The 24,686-nt window shown below is 66.0% G+C and carries 25 protein-coding genes; 19 read left to right on the forward strand and 6 right to left on the reverse strand.

Annotation, left to right across the window (positions count from 1 at the left end; all coding sequences use genetic code 11):
• Positions 1-13 precede the first annotated feature (13 nt).
• Genes VNQ78_RS03205 through cysQ form a run of 3 tightly spaced genes read right to left on the reverse strand, consistent with a single transcriptional unit; the run spans position 14 to position 2,819 of the window.
• Positions 14-1,219, reverse strand: a complete 1,206-nt coding sequence (locus VNQ78_RS03205; RefSeq protein WP_325686525.1) for a glycosyltransferase family A protein — start codon at positions 1,217-1,219, stop codon at positions 14-16.
• Positions 1,219-2,019: a manno-octulosonate cytidylyltransferase gene (locus VNQ78_RS03210; RefSeq protein WP_325686527.1), complete on the reverse strand. Its 801-nt coding sequence runs from the start codon at positions 2,017-2,019 to the stop codon at positions 1,219-1,221. The genes VNQ78_RS03205 and VNQ78_RS03210 overlap by 1 nt, the downstream gene beginning before the upstream one ends.
• A 2-nt stretch (positions 2,020-2,021) precedes the next feature.
• Positions 2,022-2,819 carry a 3'(2'),5'-bisphosphate nucleotidase CysQ gene (gene cysQ / locus VNQ78_RS03215; RefSeq protein ID WP_325686529.1) on the reverse strand — a complete coding sequence of 266 codons (798 nt, stop codon included), beginning with the start codon at positions 2,817-2,819 and terminating at the stop codon, positions 2,022-2,024.
• Positions 2,820-2,948: 129 nt separating this feature from the next.
• Between cysQ and VNQ78_RS03220 the strand changes: the two genes are divergently transcribed.
• From VNQ78_RS03220 to uvrC, 11 genes are all read left to right on the forward strand, one after another.
• A complete protein-coding gene (locus VNQ78_RS03220; protein WP_325686531.1) occupies positions 2,949-3,770 on the forward strand; it encodes an ABC transporter in 822 nt (273 codons plus the stop codon).
• A gap of 199 nt (positions 3,771-3,969) precedes the next feature.
• Positions 3,970-5,883, forward strand: coding sequence for a molecular chaperone DnaK (gene dnaK / locus VNQ78_RS03225; RefSeq protein ID WP_325686533.1), 1,914 nt, complete (start codon positions 3,970-3,972; stop codon positions 5,881-5,883).
• An 84-nt stretch (positions 5,884-5,967) separates the two neighbouring features.
• Positions 5,968-7,137: a molecular chaperone DnaJ gene (gene dnaJ / locus VNQ78_RS03230; protein ID WP_325686535.1), complete on the forward strand. Its 1,170-nt coding sequence runs from the start codon at positions 5,968-5,970 to the stop codon at positions 7,135-7,137.
• 61 nt (positions 7,138-7,198) lie between these two features.
• The gene (radC, locus tag VNQ78_RS03235) at positions 7,199-7,972 is read left to right on the forward strand and encodes a RadC family protein (RefSeq protein WP_325686537.1); all 774 of its coding nucleotides are present in this window, start codon (positions 7,199-7,201) and stop codon (positions 7,970-7,972) included.
• A 180-nt stretch (positions 7,973-8,152) separates the two neighbouring features.
• Positions 8,153-8,725 (forward strand): ubiquinol-cytochrome c reductase iron-sulfur subunit, encoded by a 573-nt coding sequence (petA, locus tag VNQ78_RS03240; protein ID WP_325686539.1) that lies wholly within the window; start codon positions 8,153-8,155, stop codon positions 8,723-8,725.
• Positions 8,726-8,735: 10 nt separating this feature from the next.
• Positions 8,736-10,061: a cytochrome b gene (gene petB, locus VNQ78_RS03245; RefSeq protein WP_325686541.1), complete on the forward strand. Its 1,326-nt coding sequence runs from the start codon at positions 8,736-8,738 to the stop codon at positions 10,059-10,061.
• 11 nt (positions 10,062-10,072) lie between these two features.
• Positions 10,073-11,422 carry a cytochrome c1 gene (locus VNQ78_RS03250; protein WP_325686543.1) on the forward strand — a complete coding sequence of 450 codons (1,350 nt, stop codon included), beginning with the start codon at positions 10,073-10,075 and terminating at the stop codon, positions 11,420-11,422.
• 116 nt (positions 11,423-11,538) lie between these two features.
• Positions 11,539-12,426 carry a ribokinase gene (locus VNQ78_RS03255; RefSeq protein WP_325686545.1) on the forward strand — a complete coding sequence of 296 codons (888 nt, stop codon included), beginning with the start codon at positions 11,539-11,541 and terminating at the stop codon, positions 12,424-12,426.
• 28 nt (positions 12,427-12,454) lie between these two features.
• Positions 12,455-13,255 (forward strand): S49 family peptidase, encoded by an 801-nt coding sequence (locus tag VNQ78_RS03260; RefSeq protein ID WP_325686547.1) that lies wholly within the window; start codon positions 12,455-12,457, stop codon positions 13,253-13,255.
• A gap of 106 nt (positions 13,256-13,361) precedes the next feature.
• Positions 13,362-14,120: an SDR family oxidoreductase gene (locus VNQ78_RS03265; protein ID WP_325686549.1), complete on the forward strand. Its 759-nt coding sequence runs from the start codon at positions 13,362-13,364 to the stop codon at positions 14,118-14,120.
• A gap of 302 nt (positions 14,121-14,422) precedes the next feature.
• Positions 14,423-16,294, forward strand: coding sequence for an excinuclease ABC subunit UvrC (gene uvrC, locus VNQ78_RS03270; RefSeq protein ID WP_325686551.1), 1,872 nt, complete (start codon positions 14,423-14,425; stop codon positions 16,292-16,294).
• A gap of 27 nt (positions 16,295-16,321) precedes the next feature.
• Here the strand turns inward: uvrC and VNQ78_RS03275 are convergent, their stop codons facing one another.
• Positions 16,322-16,984: a metal-binding protein ZinT gene (locus VNQ78_RS03275; protein WP_325686553.1), complete on the reverse strand. Its 663-nt coding sequence runs from the start codon at positions 16,982-16,984 to the stop codon at positions 16,322-16,324.
• A gap of 134 nt (positions 16,985-17,118) precedes the next feature.
• Here VNQ78_RS03275 and pgsA point away from each other — a divergent pair, with 134 nt between their 5' ends.
• From pgsA to VNQ78_RS03295, 4 genes are read left to right on the forward strand one after another with little or no spacing between them, the layout of a single operon-like run.
• Complete coding sequence (gene pgsA / locus VNQ78_RS03280; protein ID WP_325686555.1) at positions 17,119-17,748, forward strand: CDP-diacylglycerol--glycerol-3-phosphate 3-phosphatidyltransferase; 630 nt, start codon at positions 17,119-17,121, stop codon at positions 17,746-17,748.
• Positions 17,738-17,989, forward strand: a complete 252-nt coding sequence (gene moaD / locus VNQ78_RS03285; RefSeq protein ID WP_325686557.1) for a molybdopterin converting factor subunit 1 — start codon at positions 17,738-17,740, stop codon at positions 17,987-17,989. Before pgsA ends, moaD begins: the two co-directional genes overlap by 11 nt.
• A 1-nt stretch (position 17,990) precedes the next feature.
• Entirely contained in the window at positions 17,991-18,452 is a 462-nt protein-coding gene (locus tag VNQ78_RS03290; RefSeq protein ID WP_325686559.1) for a molybdenum cofactor biosynthesis protein MoaE, read from the forward strand.
• Between the two features lie 47 nt (positions 18,453-18,499).
• Positions 18,500-19,456 carry an acetyl-CoA carboxylase carboxyltransferase subunit alpha gene (locus VNQ78_RS03295; RefSeq protein WP_325686561.1) on the forward strand — a complete coding sequence of 319 codons (957 nt, stop codon included), beginning with the start codon at positions 18,500-18,502 and terminating at the stop codon, positions 19,454-19,456.
• 78 nt (positions 19,457-19,534) lie between these two features.
• On the opposite strand, the gene VNQ78_RS03300 is transcribed toward VNQ78_RS03295, so the two are convergent.
• Complete coding sequence (locus VNQ78_RS03300; RefSeq protein ID WP_325686563.1) at positions 19,535-20,803, reverse strand: 4-aminobutyrate--2-oxoglutarate transaminase; 1,269 nt, start codon at positions 20,801-20,803, stop codon at positions 19,535-19,537.
• 119 nt (positions 20,804-20,922) lie between these two features.
• Between VNQ78_RS03300 and VNQ78_RS03305 the strand changes: the two genes are divergently transcribed.
• Entirely contained in the window at positions 20,923-21,642 is a 720-nt protein-coding gene (locus VNQ78_RS03305) for a rhomboid family intramembrane serine protease (RefSeq protein WP_325686565.1), read from the forward strand.
• Here the strand turns inward: VNQ78_RS03305 and mnmD are convergent.
• Positions 21,616-22,293 carry a tRNA (5-methylaminomethyl-2-thiouridine)(34)-methyltransferase MnmD gene (gene mnmD / locus VNQ78_RS03310; RefSeq protein ID WP_325686567.1) on the reverse strand — a complete coding sequence of 226 codons (678 nt, stop codon included), beginning with the start codon at positions 22,291-22,293 and terminating at the stop codon, positions 21,616-21,618. The genes VNQ78_RS03305 and mnmD overlap by 27 nt on opposite strands.
• A gap of 45 nt (positions 22,294-22,338) precedes the next feature.
• Between mnmD and VNQ78_RS03315 the strand changes: the two genes are divergently transcribed.
• The 3 genes from VNQ78_RS03315 to VNQ78_RS03325 all read left to right on the forward strand — a co-directional run bounded on the left by VNQ78_RS03315 (position 22,339) and on the right by VNQ78_RS03325 (position 24,650).
• Positions 22,339-23,346, forward strand: a complete 1,008-nt coding sequence (locus VNQ78_RS03315) for an FAD-dependent oxidoreductase (protein WP_325686569.1) — start codon at positions 22,339-22,341, stop codon at positions 23,344-23,346.
• Positions 23,347-23,410: 64 nt separating this feature from the next.
• Complete coding sequence (locus VNQ78_RS03320; RefSeq protein ID WP_325686571.1) at positions 23,411-23,971, forward strand: DUF4202 domain-containing protein; 561 nt, start codon at positions 23,411-23,413, stop codon at positions 23,969-23,971.
• On the forward strand, positions 23,964-24,650 hold the full coding sequence (locus VNQ78_RS03325; protein WP_325686573.1) for a cobalamin biosynthesis protein CbiX: 687 nt from the start codon (positions 23,964-23,966) through the stop codon (positions 24,648-24,650). Before VNQ78_RS03320 ends, VNQ78_RS03325 begins: the two co-directional genes overlap by 8 nt.
• The last annotated feature ends 36 nt before the right edge of the window (positions 24,651-24,686 follow it).

Here is a 24,686-nt window from a genome sequence, read left to right on the forward strand (position 1 = left end):
AGGCTTTTGCCGATCATTGCCGCAACGCGGCAAAAAACCCCCATTCGCGTGCAATTCTAGCAGAGCGCCTCATCAAAATCACGGCATAATCGCCGGGCCGCGACGCCCCCCAAAGCCCGCCATATTGCTCCCACCAGCCGCCTTCACGCAGAATCAGGCGATGCGGCAGAAATGTTGGGGTCAGCAATAACACCGTCACCAGATTGCCCTGCGCGACCGCATCCCGCGCCTTTTTTCGCAGCTTGCGGGCATTCCAATGCCATCCCGAGAGGAATACCGCCTTCGGCGGCTCCGTCGGCAATTGCTGGAAGGGTGGCGGCGCGGGGTGATCCCATTGCGGCAAGGCGGGGGCGCCCATCGCCTCGGCCTCGGCAATCCCCGCCTCAAGCGTGGCAAGCAGCGGCCCGACCCGCATCGGATCGAGGCGGCCCGCCACCATGTGACGCAGCAACCGGCGGCGCTGTTCCTCGCGCAGCCAATCCAGATTGCCGCCATGCCGCGAGGCGAAAAGCGCCGTCGAGCGCCCGATCGCGGCAAGGTCATGGGGCACGCCCACGGCGGCGCGGGACACGCCGGGCGCAAGGCCGTGAATGACCTCGGCCTGGGGAACCACGGCGGTCAGGCCGGCGGGGAAACGCTTCGCCAGCCGCATGTTCACGTCGCTCTCATCCAGGTGATAGGCGAATGCCGGATCAAAGCCGCCGATCTCGACAAGGGCGCTGCGGCGGAAGGCGCAATTCGTTCCCAGCGTGCTGACCGGCGCACCCTCCTCCGGTCCCAGAAGCCGAAGCCCCGGCACCTCGATCTCATAGCTGAAGCCGCCGGGCGTGATCCGCTCGGCCCGGACCTGCCAGGCCAGCCCGTCCGGGCCGCGGGTGAAGCCGGTCGCGGAATGGACGCGATCCTCCGCAAAGGGTGCCGTCAGGGCGGCCACCCATCCCGGCTCGGCCAGCGCGTCGTCGTCGATGAAGAGCACCACCTCGCCCGAGGCGAGGGCGAGACCCGCATTGCGTGCGATCGAGATGTTCGCGACGTCGCAGAGTGCCCGCTTAACAGGCAGTTCCGGCATGATGGAAAGCGAATCGCGGTCGGCGACCAGCACCAGTTCCAGCCGGGGATGGGTCTGCCGGGTCAGGGCGGCCAGGCAACGCGCCAGCTCGCGGGGGCGGTGGCGCGAGACGACGATGACCGTCGCGCCGGCGTCACCCGCCGGCTGCATCAGGCAATGCCCATGCGCTGCATCATGGCTTCCAGCTTCGGCACGTCCGAGGGGTTGTTCAATTCCCAGAACTCGCGGCCACGCGCCTCGACCTCGACGCAGAGAACCTTGCGGCCGCGCTCAAGGAAGCGAAGCTGCTCCAGCCCCTCCAACACCTCCAGCCGGCCCTCGCCCCAGCCCGGATACTCGGCCAGTGCCGGCGGACGATAGGCGTAGACACCGACATGGTGGTAAACCGGGGTCGGATCGCTGGGGCCGAAATCCGCGGCGGCGAAGGGGATCACTTCCTTCGAGAAATAGAGCGCGCGGCCATCATGGCCAAAGACGGCGGTGGTTCCGCCGACACGACCGGCAACCCGGTCCGCGATCAGGTCCGAGCGCATCGCGCCCGAACAGCGCAGAACCGGAGTCGCGACATCAGCCTCGACATCGGCGCGCAGGCCCGTGACCAGGCTCTCGATGAACCAGGCGGGGGTGAGCGGCGCGTCGCCCTGCAGGTTCACGACGATCTCGGGCGCGAAGCCCAGACCCGCCACGGCCTCGGCACAACGCTCGGTCCCGTTTCGCGCATGGGGAGAAGTCATCGCCACCTCGGCCCCAAAGCCCTCGGCATGGTCGCGGATGCGGTCGTCATCCGTCGCGACGATGACGCGTTCGATCCCCTCGACCTGCTGCGCCGCCTCCCAGCTGCGCCGGATCAGGCTCAGCCCTTCGCCGGTGGCGCCGCGCAGCTCCACCAGGGGTTTGCCGGGATAGCGCGTCGAGGCATGGCGCGCGGGGATGACGATGACGACAGACATTCCTATTCCTTGACCAGCAGGACACCGGGGGCGAAGGCGATGAAGAACGGATTCTCGAACCCGGCCTTCCCATAGCCCAGCGGGCTGTGGTCATCAAAGCGCACGACCACACCGCCGGCGCCGCGCAGCACGGCGTCGCCCGCCGCGGTGTCCCATTCCATCGTGCGGCCCAGACGGGGATAGAGGTCGGCCTCGCCCGTCGCGACCAGACAGAATTTCAGCGACGACCCGGCCGAGGTCATGTCCCGCACGCCGTAGCGCGCGATATAGGCGTCGGTCGCCGCGTCGCGATGCGATTTCGAGGCGACGACCATCAGAGCGCGGTTATCGGGGGTCGAGTTCACGCCGATCGGAACCGTCTGGCCGGGCTTCTCGCCGAACGGCCCCTTCTCCTCGACCGACCCACCCTCGGCGGTGGTATAGAAGAGCCGCTCCTTGGCCGGGGCGTAGACCACGCCCAGCCGCGGCACGCCGTTCTCGACATAGGCGATGTTCACGGTGAAATCGCCGCGCCGCTGCACGAAGTCCTTGGTGCCGTCGAGCGGATCAACGATCAGGAAGGTCGAAAGCCGCTGGCCGTGAGTCGATGCCTGCTCTTCGGTCACCAGCGGAATTTCGGGGAATTTCTCGCGCAGGCCGGCAGAAATCAGCGCATCCGCCGCCTCGTCCGCCTCGGTCACCGGAGAGGCGTCCGATTTGGCCCGGACGTCAAAATCTTCGGAACCATAGACCCGCATGATCTCGTCGCCCGCCTTCAGTGCCAGTCGGCGCATTTCGGCAATCATGACATCAAATTGCATGGGCTATCCCTTTCCTCGCGGCCGGCCGGCGATGTGCGGGCGATTGAATGCGGCATCGTCGTTCCTTATGATGCGACGGATTGCACAGGGCAAGCGCCCCCTCGCAACAGCACGGGATACCGCCGATCGATGTTCGTACAGCGCCGCAACCGCAACATGATCGAGGCCGGGTTCAGCACGCTCGCCCTCATCTATCATGTGACCGTCAATAACCTGCGGAAGGGTCAGCGCAATGCTCTGGTCGGCCTGCTGATGACTATCGTGCAAAGCATGATGATGATCGCCGGCCTCCTCATGCTCTTCTGGGTTCTGGGTGTGCGCCGCTCGCCCATCCGGGGGGATTTCCTCCTGTTCATCATGAGCGGGATCTTCCTTTTCATGACCCAGACCCAGACGATCGGAGCCGTCGCCGGGGCGGGCAATCCGGCCAACCAGATGAACCGGCACGGGCCGATGAACCCCCTGGTGATGATCGCGGCATCGGCGCTTGCGACCCTCTACAAGCAGACGTTTTCCGCCTTCGTCATCCTCACCGCCTATCATTTCTTCATCAACCCGATCGAGATCGAAAATCCGGTCGCCTGCTACGGCGTGCTGCTGCTCGCCTGGTTCTCGGGGTGCTGTATAGGGCTGATCTTCCTCGCGCTCAGGGCATGGTGGCCACAAGGGGCGCCGGTGGCGACAACCTTCTACCAGCGAATAAACATGGTCTTTTCCGGCAAGATGTTCGTGGCCAATGCGCTTTCCACTGCGATGCTGCACAGTTTCGGATGGAACCCGCTTTTCCACCTCATCGACCAGATGCGCGGATTTGCCTTCATCAATTACTCGCCGCGCAATACCAGCCTTGAATATCCGCTTTATTGCACGGTCGCGCTGCTGATGATCGGCCTGATGATCGAGTTCGTCACCCGCAAGTCGCTCTCCATCAGTTCCATGGCGGGGCGCTGAGGGCGCGCGCCCTGTACCGGCGGTCGGCGCGATAATTCCCGCGCCGATTCCGGCTCATGCTCAGCTTGCAGGCGGTTTGCGGCCTTCCTATATAGCCCCAAGAGTTCGGAGGCCTGTCCTCCGGTCAATCCAGGGATCGGGCTATGGGGGCCTCTCGGGGACCCGGAGCCCATAATATCGCCGCAAGAAAGGTTATTGCATGTCTAAAGTCATCGGCATCGACCTCGGGACCACGAACAGCTGCGTCGCCATCATGGATGGCAGCCAGCCCAAGGTCATCGAGAACTCGGAAGGCGCGCGCACGACCCCCTCGATCGTCGGCTTCACCGACACCGAGCGTCTGGTCGGCCAGCCTGCCAAGCGCCAAGCCGTCACCAACCCGTCGAACACCGTATTCGCCGTCAAGCGCCTGATCGGGCGCCGCACCACCGACGCGGAAGTCGAGAAAGACAAGAAGCTCGTCCCTTACGCCATCGTCGATGGCGGCAATGGTGACGCCTGGGTCGAAGTGCGTGGCGAGAAATATTCCCCGAGCCAGGTCTCGGCCTTCATCCTGCAGAAGATGAAAGAAACCGCCGAATCGTATCTGGGCGAGCCGGTCACGCAGGCCGTCATCACGGTTCCGGCCTATTTCAACGACGCCCAGCGTCAGGCGACCAAGGACGCGGGCAAGATCGCGGGCCTCGAAGTCCTGCGCATCATCAACGAGCCGACCGCGGCCGCGCTGGCCTATGGTCTGGACAAGAAGGAATCGAAAACCATCGCGGTCTATGACCTTGGTGGCGGCACCTTCGACATCACCATCCTCGAGATCGACGATGGCCTCTTCGAAGTGAAATCGACCAACGGGGACACGTTCCTTGGCGGCGAAGACTTCGACATGCGCATCGTCAACTACCTCGCCGACGAGTTCAAAAAGGAACACGGCGTCGACCTGACCAAGGACAAGATGGCCCTTCAGCGCCTGAAGGAAGCCGCCGAGAAAGCCAAGATCGAGCTGTCCAGCTCCTCCCAGACCGAGATCAACCAGCCGTTCATCTCGATGGACAAGGATTCGGGCACGCCGCTGCACATGGTCATGAAACTGACCCGCGCCAAGCTGGAAAGCCTGGTCGGCGACCTGATCAAGCGCACGATCAAGCCGGTTCAGGACGCGCTGAAGGATGCCGGCCTGTCGAAAGGCGACATCGACGAGATCGTTCTGGTCGGCGGCATGACCCGCATGCCGAAAGTCATCGAGACCGTCAGCGAATTCTTCGGCAAGGAACCCCATAAGGGCGTGAACCCCGATGAGGTCGTGGCGCTTGGCGCGGCCATTCAGGCCGGCGTGCTGCAAGGCGACGTCAAGGACGTGGTCCTGCTCGACGTGACCCCGCTGTCCTTGGGCATCGAGACGCTGGGCGGTGTCTTCACCCGCCTGATCGACCGCAACACCACGATCCCGACCAAGAAGTCGCAGATCTTCTCGACCGCCGAGGACAACCAGAACGCCGTCACCATCCGGGTCTTCCAGGGTGAGCGCGAGATGGCTGCCGATAACAAGCTGCTCGGCCAGTTCAACCTTGAGGACATCCCGCCCGCGCCGCGCGGCATGCCGCAGATCGAAGTCACCTTCGACATCGACGCGAACGGCATCGTTTCGGTCTCGGCCAAGGACAAAGGCACCGGCAAGCAGCAGAACATCACCATCCAGGCCTCGGGCGGTCTCTCCGACGAGGATATCGACAAGATGGTGAAGGACGCCGAGGCCAATGCCGAGGCGGACAAGAAGCGCAAGGAACTGGTCGAGGCCCGGAACCAGGCCGAAAGCCTGATCCATTCGACCAAGAAATCGCTGGAAGAGCATGGCGACAAGGTCGACGGCTCGACTGTCGAGGCAATCGAACTGGCCGTCGGCGCGCTGGAAGATACCCTGAAGTCGGACGATGCCGGCAAGATCAAGGGTGGCATCCAGAACCTGATGGACGCTTCGATGAAGCTCGGCGAAGCGATCTACAAGTCGAGCCAGGCCGAGGGCGGCGAAGCCGGTGAGGCCGAGGAGCCCCGCTCGCGCGATGACGACGACATCGTCGACGCCGATTTCGAAGACCTCGGCGACAACAAGCGCAAGTAAGCGTTATGTGAACCTACCTCAGCCGGCCCGCTGCGCCACCCGCGCGGGCCGGTTATTTCTTGAAGGACCCCGGACGCAATCGACATGGCGAAACGTGACTATTACGAAGTGTTGGGAGTGACGCGGGGCGCTGCGGCCGACGAAATCAAGAAGGCCTACCGCGCCAAGGCAAAACAGCTTCACCCCGACCGCAACAAGGACTGCAAGGTATCGGAGGCCGCGTTCAAGGAAGTGAACGAAGCCTATGAATGCCTGAAAGACGACCAGAAGAAGGCCGCCTATGACCGCTTCGGCCATGCCGCCTTCGAGGGCGGCGGCGGTTTCGGCGGGGGCTTCGGTCGCGGCGCGAATGGCCAGGGCGATTTCGGTTCCGCCTTTGCCGATGTGTTCGAGGATCTGTTCGGCGACATGATGGGCCGCCGACCCGGCGGGGCCAATGGCCGGTCGCGGGCGACGCGTGGCCAAGACCTGCGCTACAATCTCCGCGTGACGCTGGAGGAAGCCTATGGCGGCGCGCAGAAGGCGATCACCGTTCCCGGCTCGGTCGCCTGCGGCGCCTGCAACGGCACCGGGGCCGAGGGCGCGGTCGAACCCGCCACCTGCCCGACCTGCTCGGGCATGGGCAAGGTCCGCGCCAGCCAGGGTTTCTTCACCGTCGAGCGCACCTGCCCGACCTGCAACGGACAGGGCCAGATCGTCAAGAATCCCTGCAAGGAATGCCACGGCGCCGGCCGGATCGAGAAGGAGCGCACGCTCTCGGTCAATATCCCCGCCGGGGTCGAGACCGGCACCCGCATCCGCCTTGCCGGCGAGGGCGAGGCCGGGATGCGCGGCGGTCCTGCGGGCGACCTCTATATCTTCATCGAGGTGAAGGAGCATCAGATCTTCATCCGCGACGGCAGGATCCTTGCCTGCCAGGTGCCGGTCAGCATGATCAGCGCCGCGCTTGGCGGAGAGATCGAGGTGCCGACGATCGACGGCGGACGCTCGCGCGTCAAGATCCCGCCGGGCACCCAGTCCGGCAAGCAGTTGCGCCTGCGCGGCAAGGGCATGCCTCCGCTGCGCCACGGCCCCGGCATGAACGGCGAGTTCGGCGACATGCTGATCGAACTGACGGTCGAGACGCCGGTGAACCTGACCTCGCGCCAGCGCGAATTGCTGCGCGAATTCGAGGCGATCAAGGCCGATAACAGCCCCGAGACGCAGGGCTTCTTCCAGAAGATCAAGGGCTTCTGGGACGAGATGAAGGGCTGAGGCCTTTCCTGGACGGGCCGCGTTAACGGCCCGTTTACCGCTGCCATGACAGCCTCGCGTCATGGACACGAATCGATCATTCGACGAAGCGATGCTGCCCCTGTTCCCCGCGCCGCAACCGGCGGAACCGGGCGACGGTCCGACTGCGGCATCCTCCCGCCTGCCCAGCTATCTCGCCGACCACCGCGCCCGCCTGCGTGAGCGGTTCATGCAGGGCGGCGCCAGCGCGATGCCGGATTACGAATTGCTCGAACTGGTGCTTTTCCGCGCGATTCCCCGTCAGGATGTGAAACCCCTCGCCCGCGCGCTGATCGAGAGATTCGGGGACTTCAACCGGGTTCTGTCCGCCTCGCCCGCCCGGCTGGCCGAGGTGCTGGGTGTCGGCCCGGCCGTCATCGGCGAGCTGAAGATCGTCGAAGCGGCGGCGCAGCGCCTCGCCCGCTCTCGCGTCATCCACCGCCCGGTGCTGACAAGCTGGGAGGCGCTGCTCGATTATTGCCACACGGCGATGGCCCATCGCGAGATCGAGGAGTTTCGCGTTCTCTATCTCGACCGCAAGAACGTGCTGATCGCGGATGAGGAGCAGGCCAAGGGCACCGTCGACCACGTCCCGGTCTACCCGCGCGAGATCATGCGCCGCGCGCTGGAACTCAGCGCCAGCGCGCTGATTCTGGTCCACAATCATCCCTCGGGCGACCCGACCCCCTCGCAGGCGGACATTACCATGACCAACCGCATCGCCGCCGCGGCCGAGGTCATGGGGCTGACGATCCATGACCATCTGATCGTCGGCAAGTCGCGTGAGCTGAGTTTTCGCGCCGAAGGCCTGTTGTGAGGACGCTTCTCCGGGCAAGCGCAACCAAAATCCCACACCTCCGGGCCTTAGCGTTCCGACCCGCGCTGGACTGACAAGAATTTGACCGCTACAAACTTTTCCGGGAGGGGGAAGTGCGTCGTGTCACGGCCCGTTCCGTCATATCGCCCTGTAGCAGGGGAATAAATGGAGAGCAGACCCGTGTCCCACGCAGACGACCACGCAGGAGACAGCGGCGCCACCCGGAGGGATTTCCTCTATTTCGCGACGGCAGGGGCCGGCGCGATTGCAGCCGGCGCAGCGGCCTGGACCCTTGTCAACCAGATGAACCCGTCAGCCGACGTGCAGGCGCTCTCGTCGATCCAGGTCGATGTCAGCGGCGTCCAGACCGGCACGCAGCTGACGGTCAAATGGCTGGGCAAGCCCGTGTTCATCCGCCGCCGGACCGAGGACGAGATCCAGAAGGGCCGCGAGGTGGAGCTGAACCAGCTCATCGACCAGAGCGCCGAGAACGCAAACAAGCCGAACGAACCCGCGCTTGACCAGAACCGCACGCTGGACGAGGCCGGGGAATGGTTGGTGATGCTGGGGGTCTGCACCCATCTGGGCTGCGTGCCGATCGGCGACGGTGCGGGTGACTTCGGCGGCTGGTTCTGCCCCTGCCACGGCTCGCACTACGACACGGCGGGACGTATCCGCAAGGGGCCGGCGCCGCAGAACCTGCATGTTCCCGTCGCCGCCTTCGTCAACGACACCACCATCCAGCTGGGCTGAGGAGCGCAAGATGGCCGGAATTCCCCACGACCATTACGAACCCACGACTGCGCCCGAGCGCTGGCTGCACCGCCGCCTGCCGATCGTCGGCCTGCTCTATGACACCCTGATGATCCCCACGCCCAAGAACCTGAACTGGTTGTGGATCTGGGGCATGGTGCTGGCCTTCTGCCTCGTGCTGCAGATCGCGACCGGCGTTGTCCTCGTGATGCATTACACCCCGCATGTCGACCTGGCCTTCGCCTCGGTCGAGCATATCATGCGCGACGTGAACGGCGGCTACATGCTGCGCTACCTGCATGCAAACGGCGCGTCGCTCTTCTTCTTCGCCGTCTATATCCACATCTTCCGCGGCCTCTATTACGGCTCCTACAAGGCCCCGCGCGAGGTGACGTGGATCGTCGGCATGCTGATCTATCTGCTGATGATGGGCACGGCCTTCATGGGCTATGTGCTGCCCTGGGGTCAGATGTCCTTCTGGGGCGCGACCGTGATCACCGGGCTTTTCGGCGCCATTCCGGGCATCGGCCAGTCGATCCAGACCTGGCTGCTGGGCGGGCCTGCCGTCGACAACGCGACGCTGAACCGTTTCTTCTCGTTGCATTACCTGCTGCCCTTCGTCATCGCCGGGCTGGTGATCGTCCATATCTGGGCCTTCCACACCACCGGCAACAACAACCCCACGGGCGTCGAAGTCCGCCGCACCTCGAAGGAGGAGGCGCAGAAAGACACCCTGCCCTTCTGGCCCTATTTCGTGATCAAGGATCTTGTCGGGCTGGCCGTCGTGCTGGTGGTGTTCTTCGCGGTGGTCGGCTTCATGCCGAACTATCTGGGCCACCCTGACAACTATATCGAGGCGAACCCGCTGGCGACGCCCGCCCATATCGTGCCGGAATGGTATTTCCTGCCCTTCTACGCGATCCTGCGCGCCTTCACCGCCGATGTCTGGCTGGTGCAGCTGGTGAACTTCCTGTCCTTCCGCATCATCGACGCCAAGTTCTTCGGCGTGATCGCGATGTTCGGCGCGATCCTCGTCCTTGCGCTGGTGCCGTGGCTCGACACCTCGCGGGTGCGTTCGGGCCGGTTCCGTCCGCTGTTCAAGTGGTGGTACTGGCTGCTCGCCATCGACTTCGTGATCCTGATGTGGGTGGGGGCGATGCCGGCCGAGGGGATCTATCCCTATATCGCGCTGGCTGGCGCGGCCTATTGGTTCGCCTATTTCCTCGTGATCCTGCCGATCCTCGGCATCATCGAGAAGCCGGACCCAATGCCCTCGACCATCGAGGAAGACTTCCGCGCCCATTACGGCGCCAACAACACCCATCCTGCCGAGTAAGGAGAGGCAATATGACCTTGCGAAACGCATCGCTGACGGCTGTTGCGACTCTGACCCTTGCTTTGGCAGGAGGCGCGGTGGCGCAGGACGCCACGACCGCGCCCGGCACCAGCGCACCCCTCGGGTCGAGCTATCACAGCGGGGACGCAACCACCCCGGCGCCGGTCGCCACGCCCGAGCCCGCAACCGCGCCCGTCGCGGAAGCGCCCGCGGCGACGGAAGCTGCACCTGCGGCCGAAGCACCGGCGGAGGCGCCAGCAGCAGAGCCTGCGGCAGAGGCACCTGCTCCAGCCGCTCCGGCAGCAGAGGCGGAAGCTCCTGCCGCAGCGGATACCCCGGCGGAGGCTCCTGCCCCCGAGGCCGCACCCGCCCCGGCGGCAGCCGCTGAAGCCCCGGCCGAAGCTGCAGCCGAACCTGCCGCGCCCGAAGCCGCCGCGACGGCGGAACCGGAAGCCGAGGGCACGACCGCAGAAAGCGCCGTGACCGAGGAACCCGCGGCCGAACCCGCTGCTCCCGAGGCGGCCCCGGCGGCCGAGCCGGAAGCCGCACCCGCAGCCGAAGCCCCTGCCGCCCCCGCAGCAGAGGGCGAGCATGCCACAGCCGAGGGCGAACATGGCGAAGCCGCCGCTGCGTCCCATGCCGCGCCGCATATCGAGGACATCTCGTTCAGCTTCGAGGGTCCGTTCGGCCGCTTTGACCAGTTCCAGCTGCAACGCGGGTTGCAGGTCTATACCGAGGTCTGCTCGGCCTGCCACGGGCTGCGCTATGTCCCGCTGCGCACCCTGCATGACGCGGGCGGCCCCGGCCTGCCCGAAGATCAGGTCCGCGCCTATGCCGCGACCCTGACCATCACCGACCCGGAAACCGGAGAGGAGCGTCCGCGCATCCCGACCGACCATTTCCCGACCATCCTCGACGAAGGCATGGGCCCGGACCTGTCGCTGATGGCCAAGGCGCGCGCGGGCTTCCACGGTCCCTACGGCAGCGGCATGTCGCAGCTGTTCCGCGGCACCGGCGGGCCGGAATATATCCACGCCATCCTTGCCGGCTATAATGGCGAAACCAAGGAAGAGGCGGGCAGCACCTTCTATCACAACGCTGCCTTCTCGACCGGCTGGATCAAGATGCCGCCGCCCCTCTCGGACGGTCAGGTGACCTTCGAGGACGGGACCGAGGCCACGGTGGACCAGATGGCCCGCGACGTCGCCGCCTTCCTGATGTGGACAGCCGAGCCGAAGATGATGGATCGCAAGCAGGTCGGGCTGGTTTCGGTCCTGTTCCTGATCGTCCTCGCCGGGCTGCTCTGGGCGACCAACAAGAAGCTGTGGCAACCCCACAAGCAGGGTCGCAAGCAGGACTGACGCCACCCTCATTCACGACAGGACGCGCCCCCCTCGGGGGCGCGTCTTTCGTTTCGGATACTGGACAAGCGCTTGGCGCATCGGTCAGATACGGCGCCAGCGAAGAGGAAACGGCGATGACCATCTATAATCTCGGCTCGATCCATATCGACCATGTCTACCGGCTGGCGAACCTCCCGCGCTCGGGCGAGACGATCCATTCCCGCCAGCTCTCGCACGGGCTTGGCGGCAAGGGCGCGAACCAGTCGGTCGCGGCGGCGCGGGCCGGGGTCAAGGTCGTGCATCTTGGCGCAATGGGGACGGGCGACGACTGGGTTCTGGACCGGCTGTCCAGCGCAGGGGTCACCACCGACCGCATCGCACGGCTTGCCGGGCAGGTGACGGGCCATGCCATCATCCTCGTCGATGACAGCGCCGAGAATTCGATCATCGTCCATGGCGGCGCGAACCGCGCGCTGTCGCCCGAGACGGTGATGGGCGACCTCGCCTCCATCGGTCCGGGCGACACCCTGATGCTGCAGAACGAGACGAGCCTGCAGGTCGAAGCCGCGGCCCATGCCCGCAAGGCCGGGGCGCGGGTGATCTATTCCTGCGCGCCCTTCGACATCGCGGCGCTGCGCGATGTCCTGCCGCATGTCTCGATCCTTGCCCTGAACGAGGGCGAGGCGGCCGAGGCTTTCGCCGCTCTGGGAGAGAACCTGCCGGTCGAGGGGCTGTTGATCACCCGCGGCAGCGCCGGGGCGGAATATCGCGACCTGACGCGCGGCACCATTGATCGCCAGCCCGCCTATCCGGTCGAGGCGATCGACACGACCGGGGCCGGGGATTGTTTCGCCGGCTGGTTCGCCGCTGGCCTCGACCGGGGCGAGGATGTGCCGACCGCGCTGCGCAATGCCGCCGCCGCCGCCGCGCTTCAGGTGACGCGGCACGGTGCGGGCGATGCCATGCCCGACCGCGCCGAAGTCCTCGATTTCCTTGACGCGAGGGGCGAGCGGCTTGCCTAAGCGGAAAACGCTTCCTATCTGGGAACACATGCGAATTCCCTTTCTCAACCGCCCTCCCACCGTTGCCGTGCTCAGGCTGCAAGGCATCATCGGCTCATCCGCTCGCGGTGGCGCGGGCCTTTCCGACGCCACGCTGGCCCCCCTGCTCGAGCGCGCGTTCAAGCGCCGCAAGCCGGTGGCCGTCGCGATCGCGCTGAACTCTCCCGGTGGGTCGCCCGTCCAGTCCAGCCTGATCGGCGCGCGTATCCGGCGCCTGTCAGAGGAGCATGAGGTTCCCGTCCACGCTTTCGTCGAGGATATGGCGGCATCGGGCGGCTACTGGCTGGCCTCGGCCGCCGATTTCATCTGGGCCGACGAAAGCTCGGTCCTCGGCTCGATCGGCGTGATCTCGGCCGGGTTCGGCTTTGCCGACCTGATCGGCCGCTACGGGATCGAACGGCGCGTGCATACCGCCGGCCAGTCGAAATCCATGCTCGACCCGTTCCGGCCCGAAAACCCCGAGGATGTCGAGCGGTTGAACCGCCTGCTTGAGCCGATCCACGGGGCCTTCAAGCAGCAGGTCGTCAGCCGGCGCGGCAACCGCCTGGCGCAGGATCGCGACCTGTTCACGGGCGAGATCTGGACCGGGAAAGAAGCCGTGACGCTTGGCCTCGCCGACGGGATCGCCCATCTGGTCCCGAAAATGCGCGAGCTTTACGGCGAGAAGGTCCGCTTCCAGACCTATGGTCAGCGCGTGCCCCTGCTGCGCCGCTTCGGCATATCGGCAGGAGACGTCTTCGACACGATCGAGGAACGCGCCGCCTTTGCCCGCTTCGACGCGAGGGGCTGATGATCAAGGCCGTCCTGCTTTGCCTGCTCATCATCATCGCGCTGGCGCTCGCGGCGGGACCGGGGGTGCGGCGGCTGATCGCGCGGTTGCTGGGCATCCCGAGGAAATGACCGCCCTCGTCACCGGAGCCGCCCGGCGGCTGGGGCGCGAGATGGCGCTGGAACTGGCCGCGCGCGGCCATGATGTCGCCATCCATTTCCACCATTCGGCGGAGGCGGCCGAGGATACCGCGCGCGAGCTGCGCGCCTTCGGCGTCCGGGCAGAGTGCTTTGGCGCCGACCTCCTCGACCTCGACGCGGTCGAGGGCCTTCTTCCCCGCGTTGCCATGGCAATGGGGCCGGTCCGGGTGCTGGTGAACAACGCCTCGATCTTCGAGGCGGACACGATCGAGAGCGCAACCCACGAAAGCTGGGACATGCATCTCGGCTCGAACCTGCGCGCGCCCTTCATCCTGTCGCAGGCCTTCGCGGCGCAGGTTCCGGTCGGTCGGGACGCCGGGCCTCAGGGGTTGATCGTCAACATGCTGGACCAGCGCGTGTTGAAGCCCACGCCACAGTTCATGACCTATTCGCTGGCCAAGGCCGGGCTCTGGTGGCTGACGCGGACCATGGCGCAGGCGCTGGCCCCGGCGATCCGGGTCAATGCAATCGGCCCCGGCCCCGCGTTGCAGGGCGCGCGCCAGTCGGAGGCCCAGTTCCGCGCCCAACAGGCGGCTACCTTGCTGGGGCATGGCACCGATGCCGCCGAGATCCGCCACGCCCTCGCCTATCTGCTGGAGGCCCGTTCCGTCACCGGGCAGTTGATCTGTGCCGATGGCGGGCAGCATCTGGGTTGGCAGACGCCCGATACGCTGATCGCCGAGTGATCCGGCCTTCTTCGCAGCTGCGGCAACTTGTCCACTTTGCTTCTGGCCTTCGCAATTTCTTCACGATTCTGCCAGCAAATTCATGGGATTGTTGTGGTGATAAATAATTTCCAATGAAATCAATGGCGTGAGAAAATGCGGCATTTTTAGGCAACTCGAGGAATCCCCAACAAACGCTTGCCAAACGTATACTGCTCCCAAGGAGACTCACAGAGTTATCCACAGATTCCGTGGACAGGATTCAGCTTGAATTTAGTCCCGCGAACTTGCAGCCGGATCCAAGAATCAATTGTGTTGACAGGATGAACGATTCTCCCACCACAAATCAGGCAGCCCGCACCGGGCAGGCGCTGATTCAGGACTATCTCAGGACGCTCGACGCTTCGCCGGGGGTTTACCGCATGCTCGACCAGCATGGGGCGGTGCTTTATGTCGGGAAAGCCCGGAACCTGAAGGCTCGCGTCTCAAGCTATGCGCGCGGTCAGGGGCATTCGGCGCGGATCGCGCGGATGATCCGTGAAACCTGCTCGATGATGTTCCTGACCACGCGGACGGAGACCGAGGCGCTGCTTCTTGAGCAGAACCTGATCAAGCAGCTGAAGCCGCGCTACAACGTGCTTTTGCGCGATGACAAGTCGTTCCCGAATATCCTTGTCGCGAAGTCGCATCCCTTTGCCCAGATCAAGAAGCATCGCGGCGCGAAATCGGAAAAGGGCGACTATTACGGCCCCTTCGCCAGCGCGGGCGCGGTCAACCGGACGCTGAACCAGTTGCAGCGGGTCTTCCTGCTGCGCTCCTGCACGGATGCGACCTTCTCCAGCCGGACGCGGCCCTGCCTGCTTTACCAGATCAAGCGATGCAGCGCGCCTTGCGTCGGGCGGATCGACATTGCGGATTACAACGAGCTTGTCGCCGATGCCGAGCTGTTCCTGCAAGGCAAGTCGACCGCTATCCAGGCCCAGCTTGCGACCGAGATGAACGCCGCTTCCGAGGCGATGGAATATGAACGCGCCGCCGCGCTGCGCGACCGGATCAAGGCGCTGACCGCCGTGCAATCTGTGCAGGCCATCAATCCCAAGGGCGTGGCCGAGGCGGATGTGGTCGCGCTGCATATCGAGGGTGGGCAGGCCTGCGTTCAGGTCTTTTTCATCCGCGCGAACCAAAGCTGGGGCAATCGCGACTTCTATCCGAAGCTCAACGGCGTCGAATCCGCCGACGAGGTGATGCAGGCCTTTCTGGCGCAATTCTATGACGGAAAGATCCCGCCGCGCATGATCCTGCTGTCGCATGGGATCGAGGATCCCGACCTGATGACCGAGGCGCTGTCGGAAAAGGCCGGGCGCAAGGTCACGCTGGGCGTGCCCCAGCGCGGCGAAAAGGCCGAGCTGGTCGAGAACGCCTTGCGCAATGCCCGCGAAAGCCTTGCCCGGCGGATGTCGGAAAGCGCCGCGCAACTGCGCCTGCTCGAAGGTCTGGCCGAGGCCTTCGACCTGCCCGGCCCGCCGCAGCGGATCGAGATCTATGACAACAGCCATATCCAGGGCACCAATGCCGTCGGCGGCATGGTCGTGGCCGGGCCGGATGGCTGGATCAAGAGCCAGTATCGCAAGTTCAACATCAAGGGCACCGAGATCACCCCCGGCGACGATTTCGGCATGATGAAAGAGGTGCTGACCCGCCGCTTCGCCCGGCTTCTGAAGGAGGATCCCGACCGGGTCTCGGACGCCTGGCCGGACCTTCTGCTGATCGATGGCGGCGCGGGACAGGTCAGCGCGGTCCATGAGATCATGGCCGAGATGGGGGTCGAGGACATCCCGATGGTCGGTGTCGCCAAGGGCGAGGATCGCGACCACGGCAAGGAGGAGTTCCACCGCTTCGGCCAGCGCCCCTTCGCCTTGCGGATGAACGACCCGGTCCTCTATTTCGTCCAGCGCCTGCGGGACGAGGCGCATCGCTGGGCCATCGGCACCCATCGCGCCAAGCGGGCCAAGGCCAGCATGGCCAACCCGCTGGACGAGATTGCGGGCGTCGGCGCCAGCCGCAAGCGCGCATTGCTCGCGCATTTCGGCAGCGCCAAGGCCGTCGGTCGCGCCGGCCTTGCCGATCTGATGGCGGTCGACGGGATCAGCGCGGCGCTGGCGCAGAAGATTCTGGACCATTTCCAGAAGGGATAGGGCAAGGCCCCATCCCTTCCCTTGCATTCAATGGGCCATCATCTCGGCCGCGACTTCACCCGCCGCCATCGCGGCCGGGTAATAGGTCGGCCAGTTCGTGACCTCGCCCAGCAGCGCGGCGCGGTCGTCGCCCCAGTAAAGGTGGAAATGTCCCGCCGCGACCGGCGCAATGGCATGGTCGCTGAACTGGATATAATCCGGCGCGTCTGCATCGCCCGAAACCTTGCGGAAGACATAGCGCACGCCGCGATTTCCGGCCTCGTAGGTCAGGATCTCATGGCCGTCCGAAGCGTAGCTGCCGCCGAGCGCCGCGTCCTTGCGATGGAAGGTGACGGCATCCCCGGCAATCTCGATCCGGTCCACGTCGGTCTGGTAGCCGGTGCGGTAATAGTCGCGATAGGCCTCGGCGCTTTTGTCGCCATGTTCGGCCTTGTGCTCCATGACCGGGTCGAGGCTGCCATCCGTCAGCAGGGGATAGACCGACTGCCAGTCCCCCTGCCAATCGGCGAGGCTGCGGGCCTTGACCTGATCGTCGCGGAAGATGCCCTTGTAGATCGCCGAGGCGGCGTCGCTGTCATGGCTGTGCCCCGCTGCGTGGTCATGGCTGTGGTTGTCATGCGCCAGCGTTGGCCCGGCCATCATCAGCGCGATCCCGAATGTCACCGCGCCGAGCATTTTAGGTCCCTGCATCCCCAATCCTTTCCATGCGTGATATGCAATGTTATTACATTACTATTATTCCTTAACCGATGCCGCCGCCCGATGACAAGAGGCTTGGTCGCACCCTCTTCCCCCCGCCGCGGCAAAGTCCTAGATTGCCGCCCATGCGTTGGACCTTGCCAAATCTTCTGACCGTCTTGCGTCTTGCCGCCGCGCCGCTCGTGCCGCTGATGTTTCTGTTCCTCAGCCGGCCTTTTGCGGATTTTGCGGCCCTGGTGCTGTTTCTGGTGGCCGCGATGACCGACTGGTTCGACGGCTATCTTGCCCGCGCCTGGGGGCAGGAAAGCCGCTTCGGCGCGGCGATGGACCCGATCGCCGACAAGGCCATGGTGATCATCGCGGTGGTCGTCATCACCGGCTATTCCGGGATGAACCCCTGGCTGATCCTGCCCTCGACGGTGATTCTCTTCCGCGAGGTCTTCGTCTCGGGACTGCGGGAATATCTGGGCGACCAGTCGCGCCTGCTGAAGGTGACGAAGCTGGCGAAATGGAAGACCACGGCGCAGATGACTGCCATCTCGGTCCTGTTCCTTGGAACCGGGCTGAAATATTACGAGGTCGGGCATCCGCCGCTGGTCGGCCAGCCCTCGCTGCCCTGGTCCGATAGCTGGTCGGATCTGGCGACGCAGGCCGGACTGGCGCTGGTCTGGATCGCGGCCATCCTGACCGCGATCACCGGCTGGGACTATTTCGACAAGGCCCGCCCCTATCTGAGGGAACCCGATGGTCGTTGACGTCCTCTATTTCGCCTGGCTGCGCGAGCGCGTCGGACAGGCGCGCGAGCGGGTCGAGACCGGGGCCGGAACCGTGCGCGAGCTGGTGGCCGAGCTGGCGGCGAAGGACGAATGGCACGCCGCGGCGCTTTCGGATCTGTCCGCGGTGCGCGTCGCCCTTGATCAGGAACTGGCCGATCTGGACGCCCCGATCGCGAATGCGCGCGAGATCGCGTTCTTTCCGCCGATGACAGGCGGTTGAGATGACGGCGCGGGTCCAGACCGATGCCTTCGATCTTGGGCAAGAGATGGCGGGATTCGGTCAGGGTGCCGGTGCGATCGTCACCTTTTCCGGGCTGGTCAGGGACGAGGGCGGCAGGCTGGTCGCGCTCGAGATCGAACATTATCCCGGCATGACCGAAAAGGCGCTCGACGCCTATGGCCGCGAGGCCGCCGCGCGTTTCGGCCTGACCGACTGGCGCATCATCCATCGCCACGGCCGATTGCAGGCGGGTGAGCAGATCATGATGGTCGCGACCGCCGCGCGCCATCGCGCCGCAGCCTTCGAGGCCGCCGAATATCTGATGGACTGGCTGAAGTCCCGCGCGCCCTTCTGGAAGCGCGAGATCACCGCCGAGGGGCCCGGCGACTGGGTCGAGGCAAAGGGTGCGGACGAGGACGCGCTTGCGCGCTGGCAAGGCACAAGTTGCAATCCCGCCGACTGACGAGCATATAGACGCGAACCCGACCGGATGACGACGCGGAGCCCTGAATGACCTATCTCGAGTTCGAAAAGCCTCTTGCCGATCTGGAAGGCAAGGCCGAGGAGTTGCGCGCCATGGCACGCAAGGGCGAGGGTGTCGATCTCGAGAAGGAAGCCGCCGCGCTGGACGAGAAGGCCCGCGATCTGCTGCGCGACCTTTACAAACAGCTCGATCCCTGGCGCAAGACGCTGGTGGCCCGCCACCCGGAGCGGCCGCATTGCACCAATTACATCGAGGCGCTCTTTTCGGAATACACGCCTTTGGCCGGCGACCGCGCCTTTGGCGAGGATCATGCCGTGATGGGCGGCCTTGCCCGCTTCCGCGACCAGCCCTGCGTGGTGATCGGCCATGAGAAGGGCAATGACACCCGCACCCGGCTTGAGCACAATTTCGGCATGGCCCGGCCCGAAGGCTATCGCAAGGCGATCCGGCTGATGGATCTGGCCGACCGGTTCCGCCTGCCCGTCATCACGCTGGTCGACACGCCCGGCGCCTATCCGGGCAAGGGCGCCGAGGAACGCGGCCAGTCCGAGGCCATCGCGCGTTCGACCGAGAAATGCCTGCAGATCGGCGTGCCGCTGGTCTCGGTCGTGATCGGCGAGGGCGGCTCGGGCGGGGCGGTGGCCTTCGCCACGGCGAACCGCATCGCCATGCTGGAGCATTCCATCTATTCGGTGATCTCGCCCGAGGGCTGCGCCTCGATCCTGTGGAAGGACGCCGAGAAGATGCGCGAGGCGGCCCATGCGCTGAAGCTGACGGCGCAGGATCTGAAGAAGCTCGACGTGATCGACCGGATCATCCCCGAACCGCTGGGCGGCGCACAGCGCGCGCCCGCCGAGGCCATCGCCTCGGTCGGGGACGCGATCGCCGAGATGCTGGCCGAGCTTGACGGCAAGAAGCCGGCCGAGATCATCAAGGACCGCCGCCAGAAATTCCTGAACATGGGGTCGAAGGCCCTGGCCTGATCGCCTGCCCGCAGGCTTGGCATGGGTATTGGGGAAACGGTGAATGGAAACGTCCGGCCCGAGGGTCGGACCTTTCCTTTACTGGCGGGCGGCGCGGATCGAATCCTCGAGAATGTCGAGCGCCTCGTCGAAGACCGCATCGGGGATGGTCAGGGGCGCGAGGAAGCGGATCACATTGCCGTAAACGCCGCAGGTCAGCAGGATCAGGTTGCGCGACAGCGCCTCCTCGCGCACGCGGTTTGCCATCTCGGGATTGGGTTTGTCGCTGCCTGACACGGCAAATTCGACGGCGTTCATGAAGCCGGGGCCGCGGATGTCGACGATTTCGGGAACATCGTCTCTGAGCGAGGCGAGGCGTTGCTTGAGCCGCTGGCCCAATCGGGTGGCGCGGTCGCAGAGCCCTTCATCCGCGATCACGTCGAGCACGGCATGGGCCGCCGCGACCGCAAGGGGGTTGCCGGCATAGGTGCCGCCAAGGCCGCCCGGCGCGGGGCTGTCCATGACCTCGGCCCGGCCGGTGACCGCGCTGATCGGCAGCCCGCCGCCCAGACCCTTGGCCATGGTGGTGAGGTCCGCGGCGACGCCGTGATGCTCCATCGCGAAGAGCCTGCCGGTGCGCGCGAAGCCGGTCTGCACCTCATCCGCGATCAGCAGCATCGAATACTGGTCGCAGATCTCGCGCAGGCGGCGGATGAAGCCGGGTGGCGCATCGTAGAAGCCACCCTCGCCCTGCACCGGCTCGACGATGATCGCGGCGACGCGCGAGGGGTCGATATCGGCCTTGAGGAGCCGGTCCAGCGCCGCGAGCGCCTCGTCCTGGGTGACGCCGTGGAGGTCGTTCGGGAAGGGAAGATGCCAGACGTCGTTCATCATCGGCCCGAAGCCCGCCTTGTAGGGCTGGACCTTGCCGGTCAGCGACATGCCCATGAAGGTGCGGCCGTGGAAGCCGCCCGAGAAGGCGACGATGCCCGCCCGGCCGGTAGAGTGGCGCGCGATCTTGACCGCGTTCTCGACCGCTTCGGCGCCGGTGGTGTAGAAGGCGGTCTTCTTCGGCCAGTCGCCCGGCACGGCGGCATTGAGCCGCTCGGCCAGCGCGACATAATTCTCATAGGGCACGACCTGGTGGCAGGTATGGGTGAAGCGGTCGAGCTGTTCCCTGACTGCCGCGATGACGCGCGGGTGGCGATGGCCGGTATTGACCACCGCGATCCCGGCGGCGAAGTCGATATAGCGGTTGCCGTCCTTGTCCCAGATCTCGGCATTCTCGGCGCGGTCGGCATAGATCTGCGTCGTCATTCCGACGCCGCGGGAAATGGCGGCGTTCTTGCGGTCGGTCAGGCTGGTCATCGGCGCCTCCTCGGAGCGATTCGGAGGAATGCTATATCCGGGATGGCCGTCGGAACAGCCGTCGCTTGCGCGTCGGGGCGGCATCGGTCACGCTGGCCGGCGAAGCGAAAGGCCGCCCGATGTTCCCGATCCGTGACCACAATCCCTCCGAGCGTCCGGCCTATGTCCGCAATGCGCTGATCCTGCTGAACCTGCTGATGTTCCTGCTGACCGAGCCGTGGCTGGGCGGCATGGTCCATCTATGGGACCGGCTGGCGCTGTATCCGCTGGCGGTGTCGCATGGAGACTGGCTCTGGGGCCTCGTCACCCATATGTTCCTCCATGCCGGGATCATGCATCTGGCCGGGAACATGTTGTTCCTCTGGGTATTCGGCGACAATCTCGAGGACCAGATGGGGCATTTCGGCTTCCTCGTCTTCTACCTCGCCTGCGGGCTGGCGGCGGCGGGCGGGCAGGTGTTGTCGGACCCCGAAAGCACGATCCCGATGGTCGGCGCATCGGGGGCGATCGCTGGGGTGATGGGCGGCTATCTGCTGCTGTTTCCGCGCGCGCGGGTCGATGTGATCGCGATCATCATCATTATCATCAAGCGCTTCACCATCCCGGCCTGGGTGCTGTTGCTGGCCTGGTTCGGGATCCAGCTTCTCTCGAGCGCGCTGGTGGCGGATGAGGGCATCGCCCATGTCGCCCATGCGGCCGGTTTCGCCGCTGGCGTGGTACTGACGGTCCCACTGTTCCTGCGCCGCGGCGGCACCGCCTTCTGGGGCGTCACGCGCGGCCGGCCGCCGAACAAGGCGACAAGCTTTGCGCCCTCACGTATCCCCGAGGTCCGCCGCTAGCCGCCCCCGGCTCATGTGGCGCTTGCCGGCGAAGCCCGGCGCGCGGCTGACGGTGAATCCCGCCGCGGCAAGCGCCCGGCGGACATGGCCCGCTGCGGTATAGGTCGCGAAGGTGCCGCCCGGCGCGGTGTGGCGCGCGACCGCCTCCATCAGATCCTCGCCCCAAAGCTCGGGGTTCTTGGCCGGAGAGAAGCCGTCGAGGAACCAGGCATCCGCCCTGTCTTGCCACAGGGGCAGCGCGTCGCGCGCGTCGCCCTCGATGATCCTGGCCTCGACCTTGCCGACGTTGAAGCGGCGCGCGGGCCAGCCGGCGCGCAATTCCGCGGCCAGTTCGGCCAGATCGGGAAAGGCGGCATGGGCGCGGGCAAGCTCCTCAAGGCTCATCGGATAGGCCTCGAAGCTGGTGAAGCGGACGGGACAGGTCGCGACCGAGGCCAGCGCCAGCAGGTTCAGGCCCGTGCCGAAGCCCAGTTCGGCAACGTGAAAGCCCGGATGCAGCCGCGCCGGCAGGTCGTTCCCGGCCAGAAAGACGTGCCGCGTCTCGGCCAGCCCGCCGTTCAGGCTGAAATAGGGATCGTCGAAGCGGCGCGAGACCGGAATCGCGCCCTCGCGCCAGTCGAGATCGGCCCTGCTCTGGTCGTGTTCTGCCATTCGCGCTAACTCCTTGCCTGACGCAGATGGGACAGGGGTGCCGGCATGGCAAGCGGAAAGATCACGGTGGCGGGCGCGGGCATATTCGGCCTCAGCTGCGCGTGGGAGCTTTTGCGCCGCGGCCAGCCGGTCCGGGTCTACGAGGCTGCCCGTATCGGCGCCGGCGCCTCGGGCGGGCATGTCGGCGCACTGGCCCCCCATGCGCCCGAGAACTGGAACGCCAAGAAGCAGATCCAGCTTGATGCGCTGGTCGCCGCACCGGGTTGGTGGGCGGAGGTGGCGAAGGCAGGCGGGCTTGATCCCGGCTATGCCCGGTCGGGCCGGATCCAGCCGGTGCCTGAGGGCACCGAGGCGCGCATGGCCGAGCGGATCGAGGCCGCGAAAGCCAACTGGCCCACATGGGCCGGGATGAAGCTGACGGAGCAACCAGCGGGCGATTTGCTGCCCGCCTCTCCCTCCGGCCTCTGGCTGGTCGACCGGCTGACGGCGCGGATCAACCCGCGTCAGGCCGTCGCCGCGCTGGCCGCCGCCATTCGCGCGCATGGCGGCGAGATCATCGAGGGCACCCCTGCCCCGGACGCCCCCGCGATCTGGGCCACCGGGGTCGCGGGCCTTGCCCCTTTCGGGGGCGGAGGCGTCAAGGGACAATCCGCGCTGCTGCGCTGCGACCGGGCCGATGCGCCGCAGGTCTTTGCCGACGCCCTCCATATCGTGCCCCATGCCGACGGCACGGTGGCGATCGGCTCGACCTCCGAACGCGACGTGACGGATACCGGGACCGACGGGCAACTCGACGCCCTGATCGCGCGCGCCCGTGACATCTGCCCCATCCTGCGCGACGCTCCGGTCGTCGACCGCTGGGCCGGAATCCGGCCGCGCGCGAAATCCCGCGCCCCAATCGTCGGCCCATGGCCGGGCAGGCCCGGTCACTATATGGCGAATGGCGGCTTCAAGATCGGCCTCGCCATGGCGCCCGCGGCGGCCACCATGCTCGCCGATCTGATCCTCGAGGGGCGGGACCGCATTCCCGAAGGCTTCCGGGTGCCGGGGTAAAACTGCCCAACCGCGTTGACGCCGGACATGCCTGAGGCATGATGTCCCGAAAAAAGGAACCCCCATGACCCGAGTCCAGACAGCCTTCGCCGCCATCGACCAGGCCAATTCCGCCGATCCCGCCCGTTCCGAGGGCCAGCCCGAAGCCCTGCTCTACGGCCAGCGGATGACGGCCGAGCTGGAGGCGCTCTATCCCGAAGCGCCCGAGCCACTGCGCATCGCCTGCCGCGGCCAGCATATCGAGCGCTGGACCCTGCCCCGCTCCGATTACCCGATGGACCGTGCCGGCTATCTGGCCTGGCGGACGGAACAGGGCCGCCGCCACGCCGCCCGCATCGCCGGCATCATGCGCGACGCGGGCTATGATCCCGAGGAGATCGCCCATGCCGAACGGATGCTGACCAAGCAGGGGATCAAGCGGGACGAGGACGTGCAGGCGCTTGAGGATGTGGCCTGCTTCACCTTCATCCGCTGGTATCTCGGCCCCTTCGCCGAGGGTCGCGACCCGCAGGAATTGCAGCGCATCGTGGAAAAGACCGCGCGCAAGATGTCGGCATCCGCCCGTGCCCGCGCCCTCAGCGAATTTGCGATCCCCGAGCCTTTCGCCGCCGCCTTCCGTGCCTGACGTCCTGATCGTCGCCCACGGCCAGCCCGGCAATCCCGCCCCCCAGCAGCAGGCGGTCGAGGCGTTGGCCGCCGAGGTCGCCCTCTACCTGCCCGAGGCGCGGGTTGATGGCGCGACGCTCGCGATGCCGGGGGCGCTCGACCGGGCGGCGGGCGCGCAGCTCGTCTATCCGATGTTCATGGCCGAGGGCTGGTTCACCCGCAGCGAACTTCCGCGCCGGCTGCAACTGGCAGGCGCGGCGAATGCGGAGATCCTTCCGCCCTTCGGCAGCGATCCCGGCCTCCCCGCCCTCTGCCGCCTGCTGCTTTCCCGCGCCGCAAAGGCACAGGGCTGGCCGCTCGAGAAAACCCATCTGCTCCTCGCCGCGCATGGATCGGGCCGTTCCCGCGCACCGTCCGAGGCGGCGCGCAGGATGGCCCGCGACCTCCACCCCCTGACCGCGACCTGCGGCTTCATCGAGGAAGCCCCCTTCCTCGCCGATGCCGCGCGCGACCTGCCGTCACGCTCGATCTGCCTGCCCCTCTTCGCGACCCGCGCCGAACACGTGACCGACGACCTGCCCCGCGCCCTGTCCAAGGGCGGGTTCCGGGGCATCCTCCTCCCCCCCGTCGGGCTGGCCGCCGAAGTCCCCGCGATGATCGCCGAAACGATAAGGGCCGCGCTCATCGCACGGCCCTGATTTCACTGTTTCCCAAATACCCATTGCGACCGCGCC

The organism is Paracoccus sp. (in: a-proteobacteria) (genome assembly GCF_035556475.1).
Taxonomy (GTDB): domain Bacteria; phylum Pseudomonadota; class Alphaproteobacteria; order Rhodobacterales; family Rhodobacteraceae; genus Paracoccus.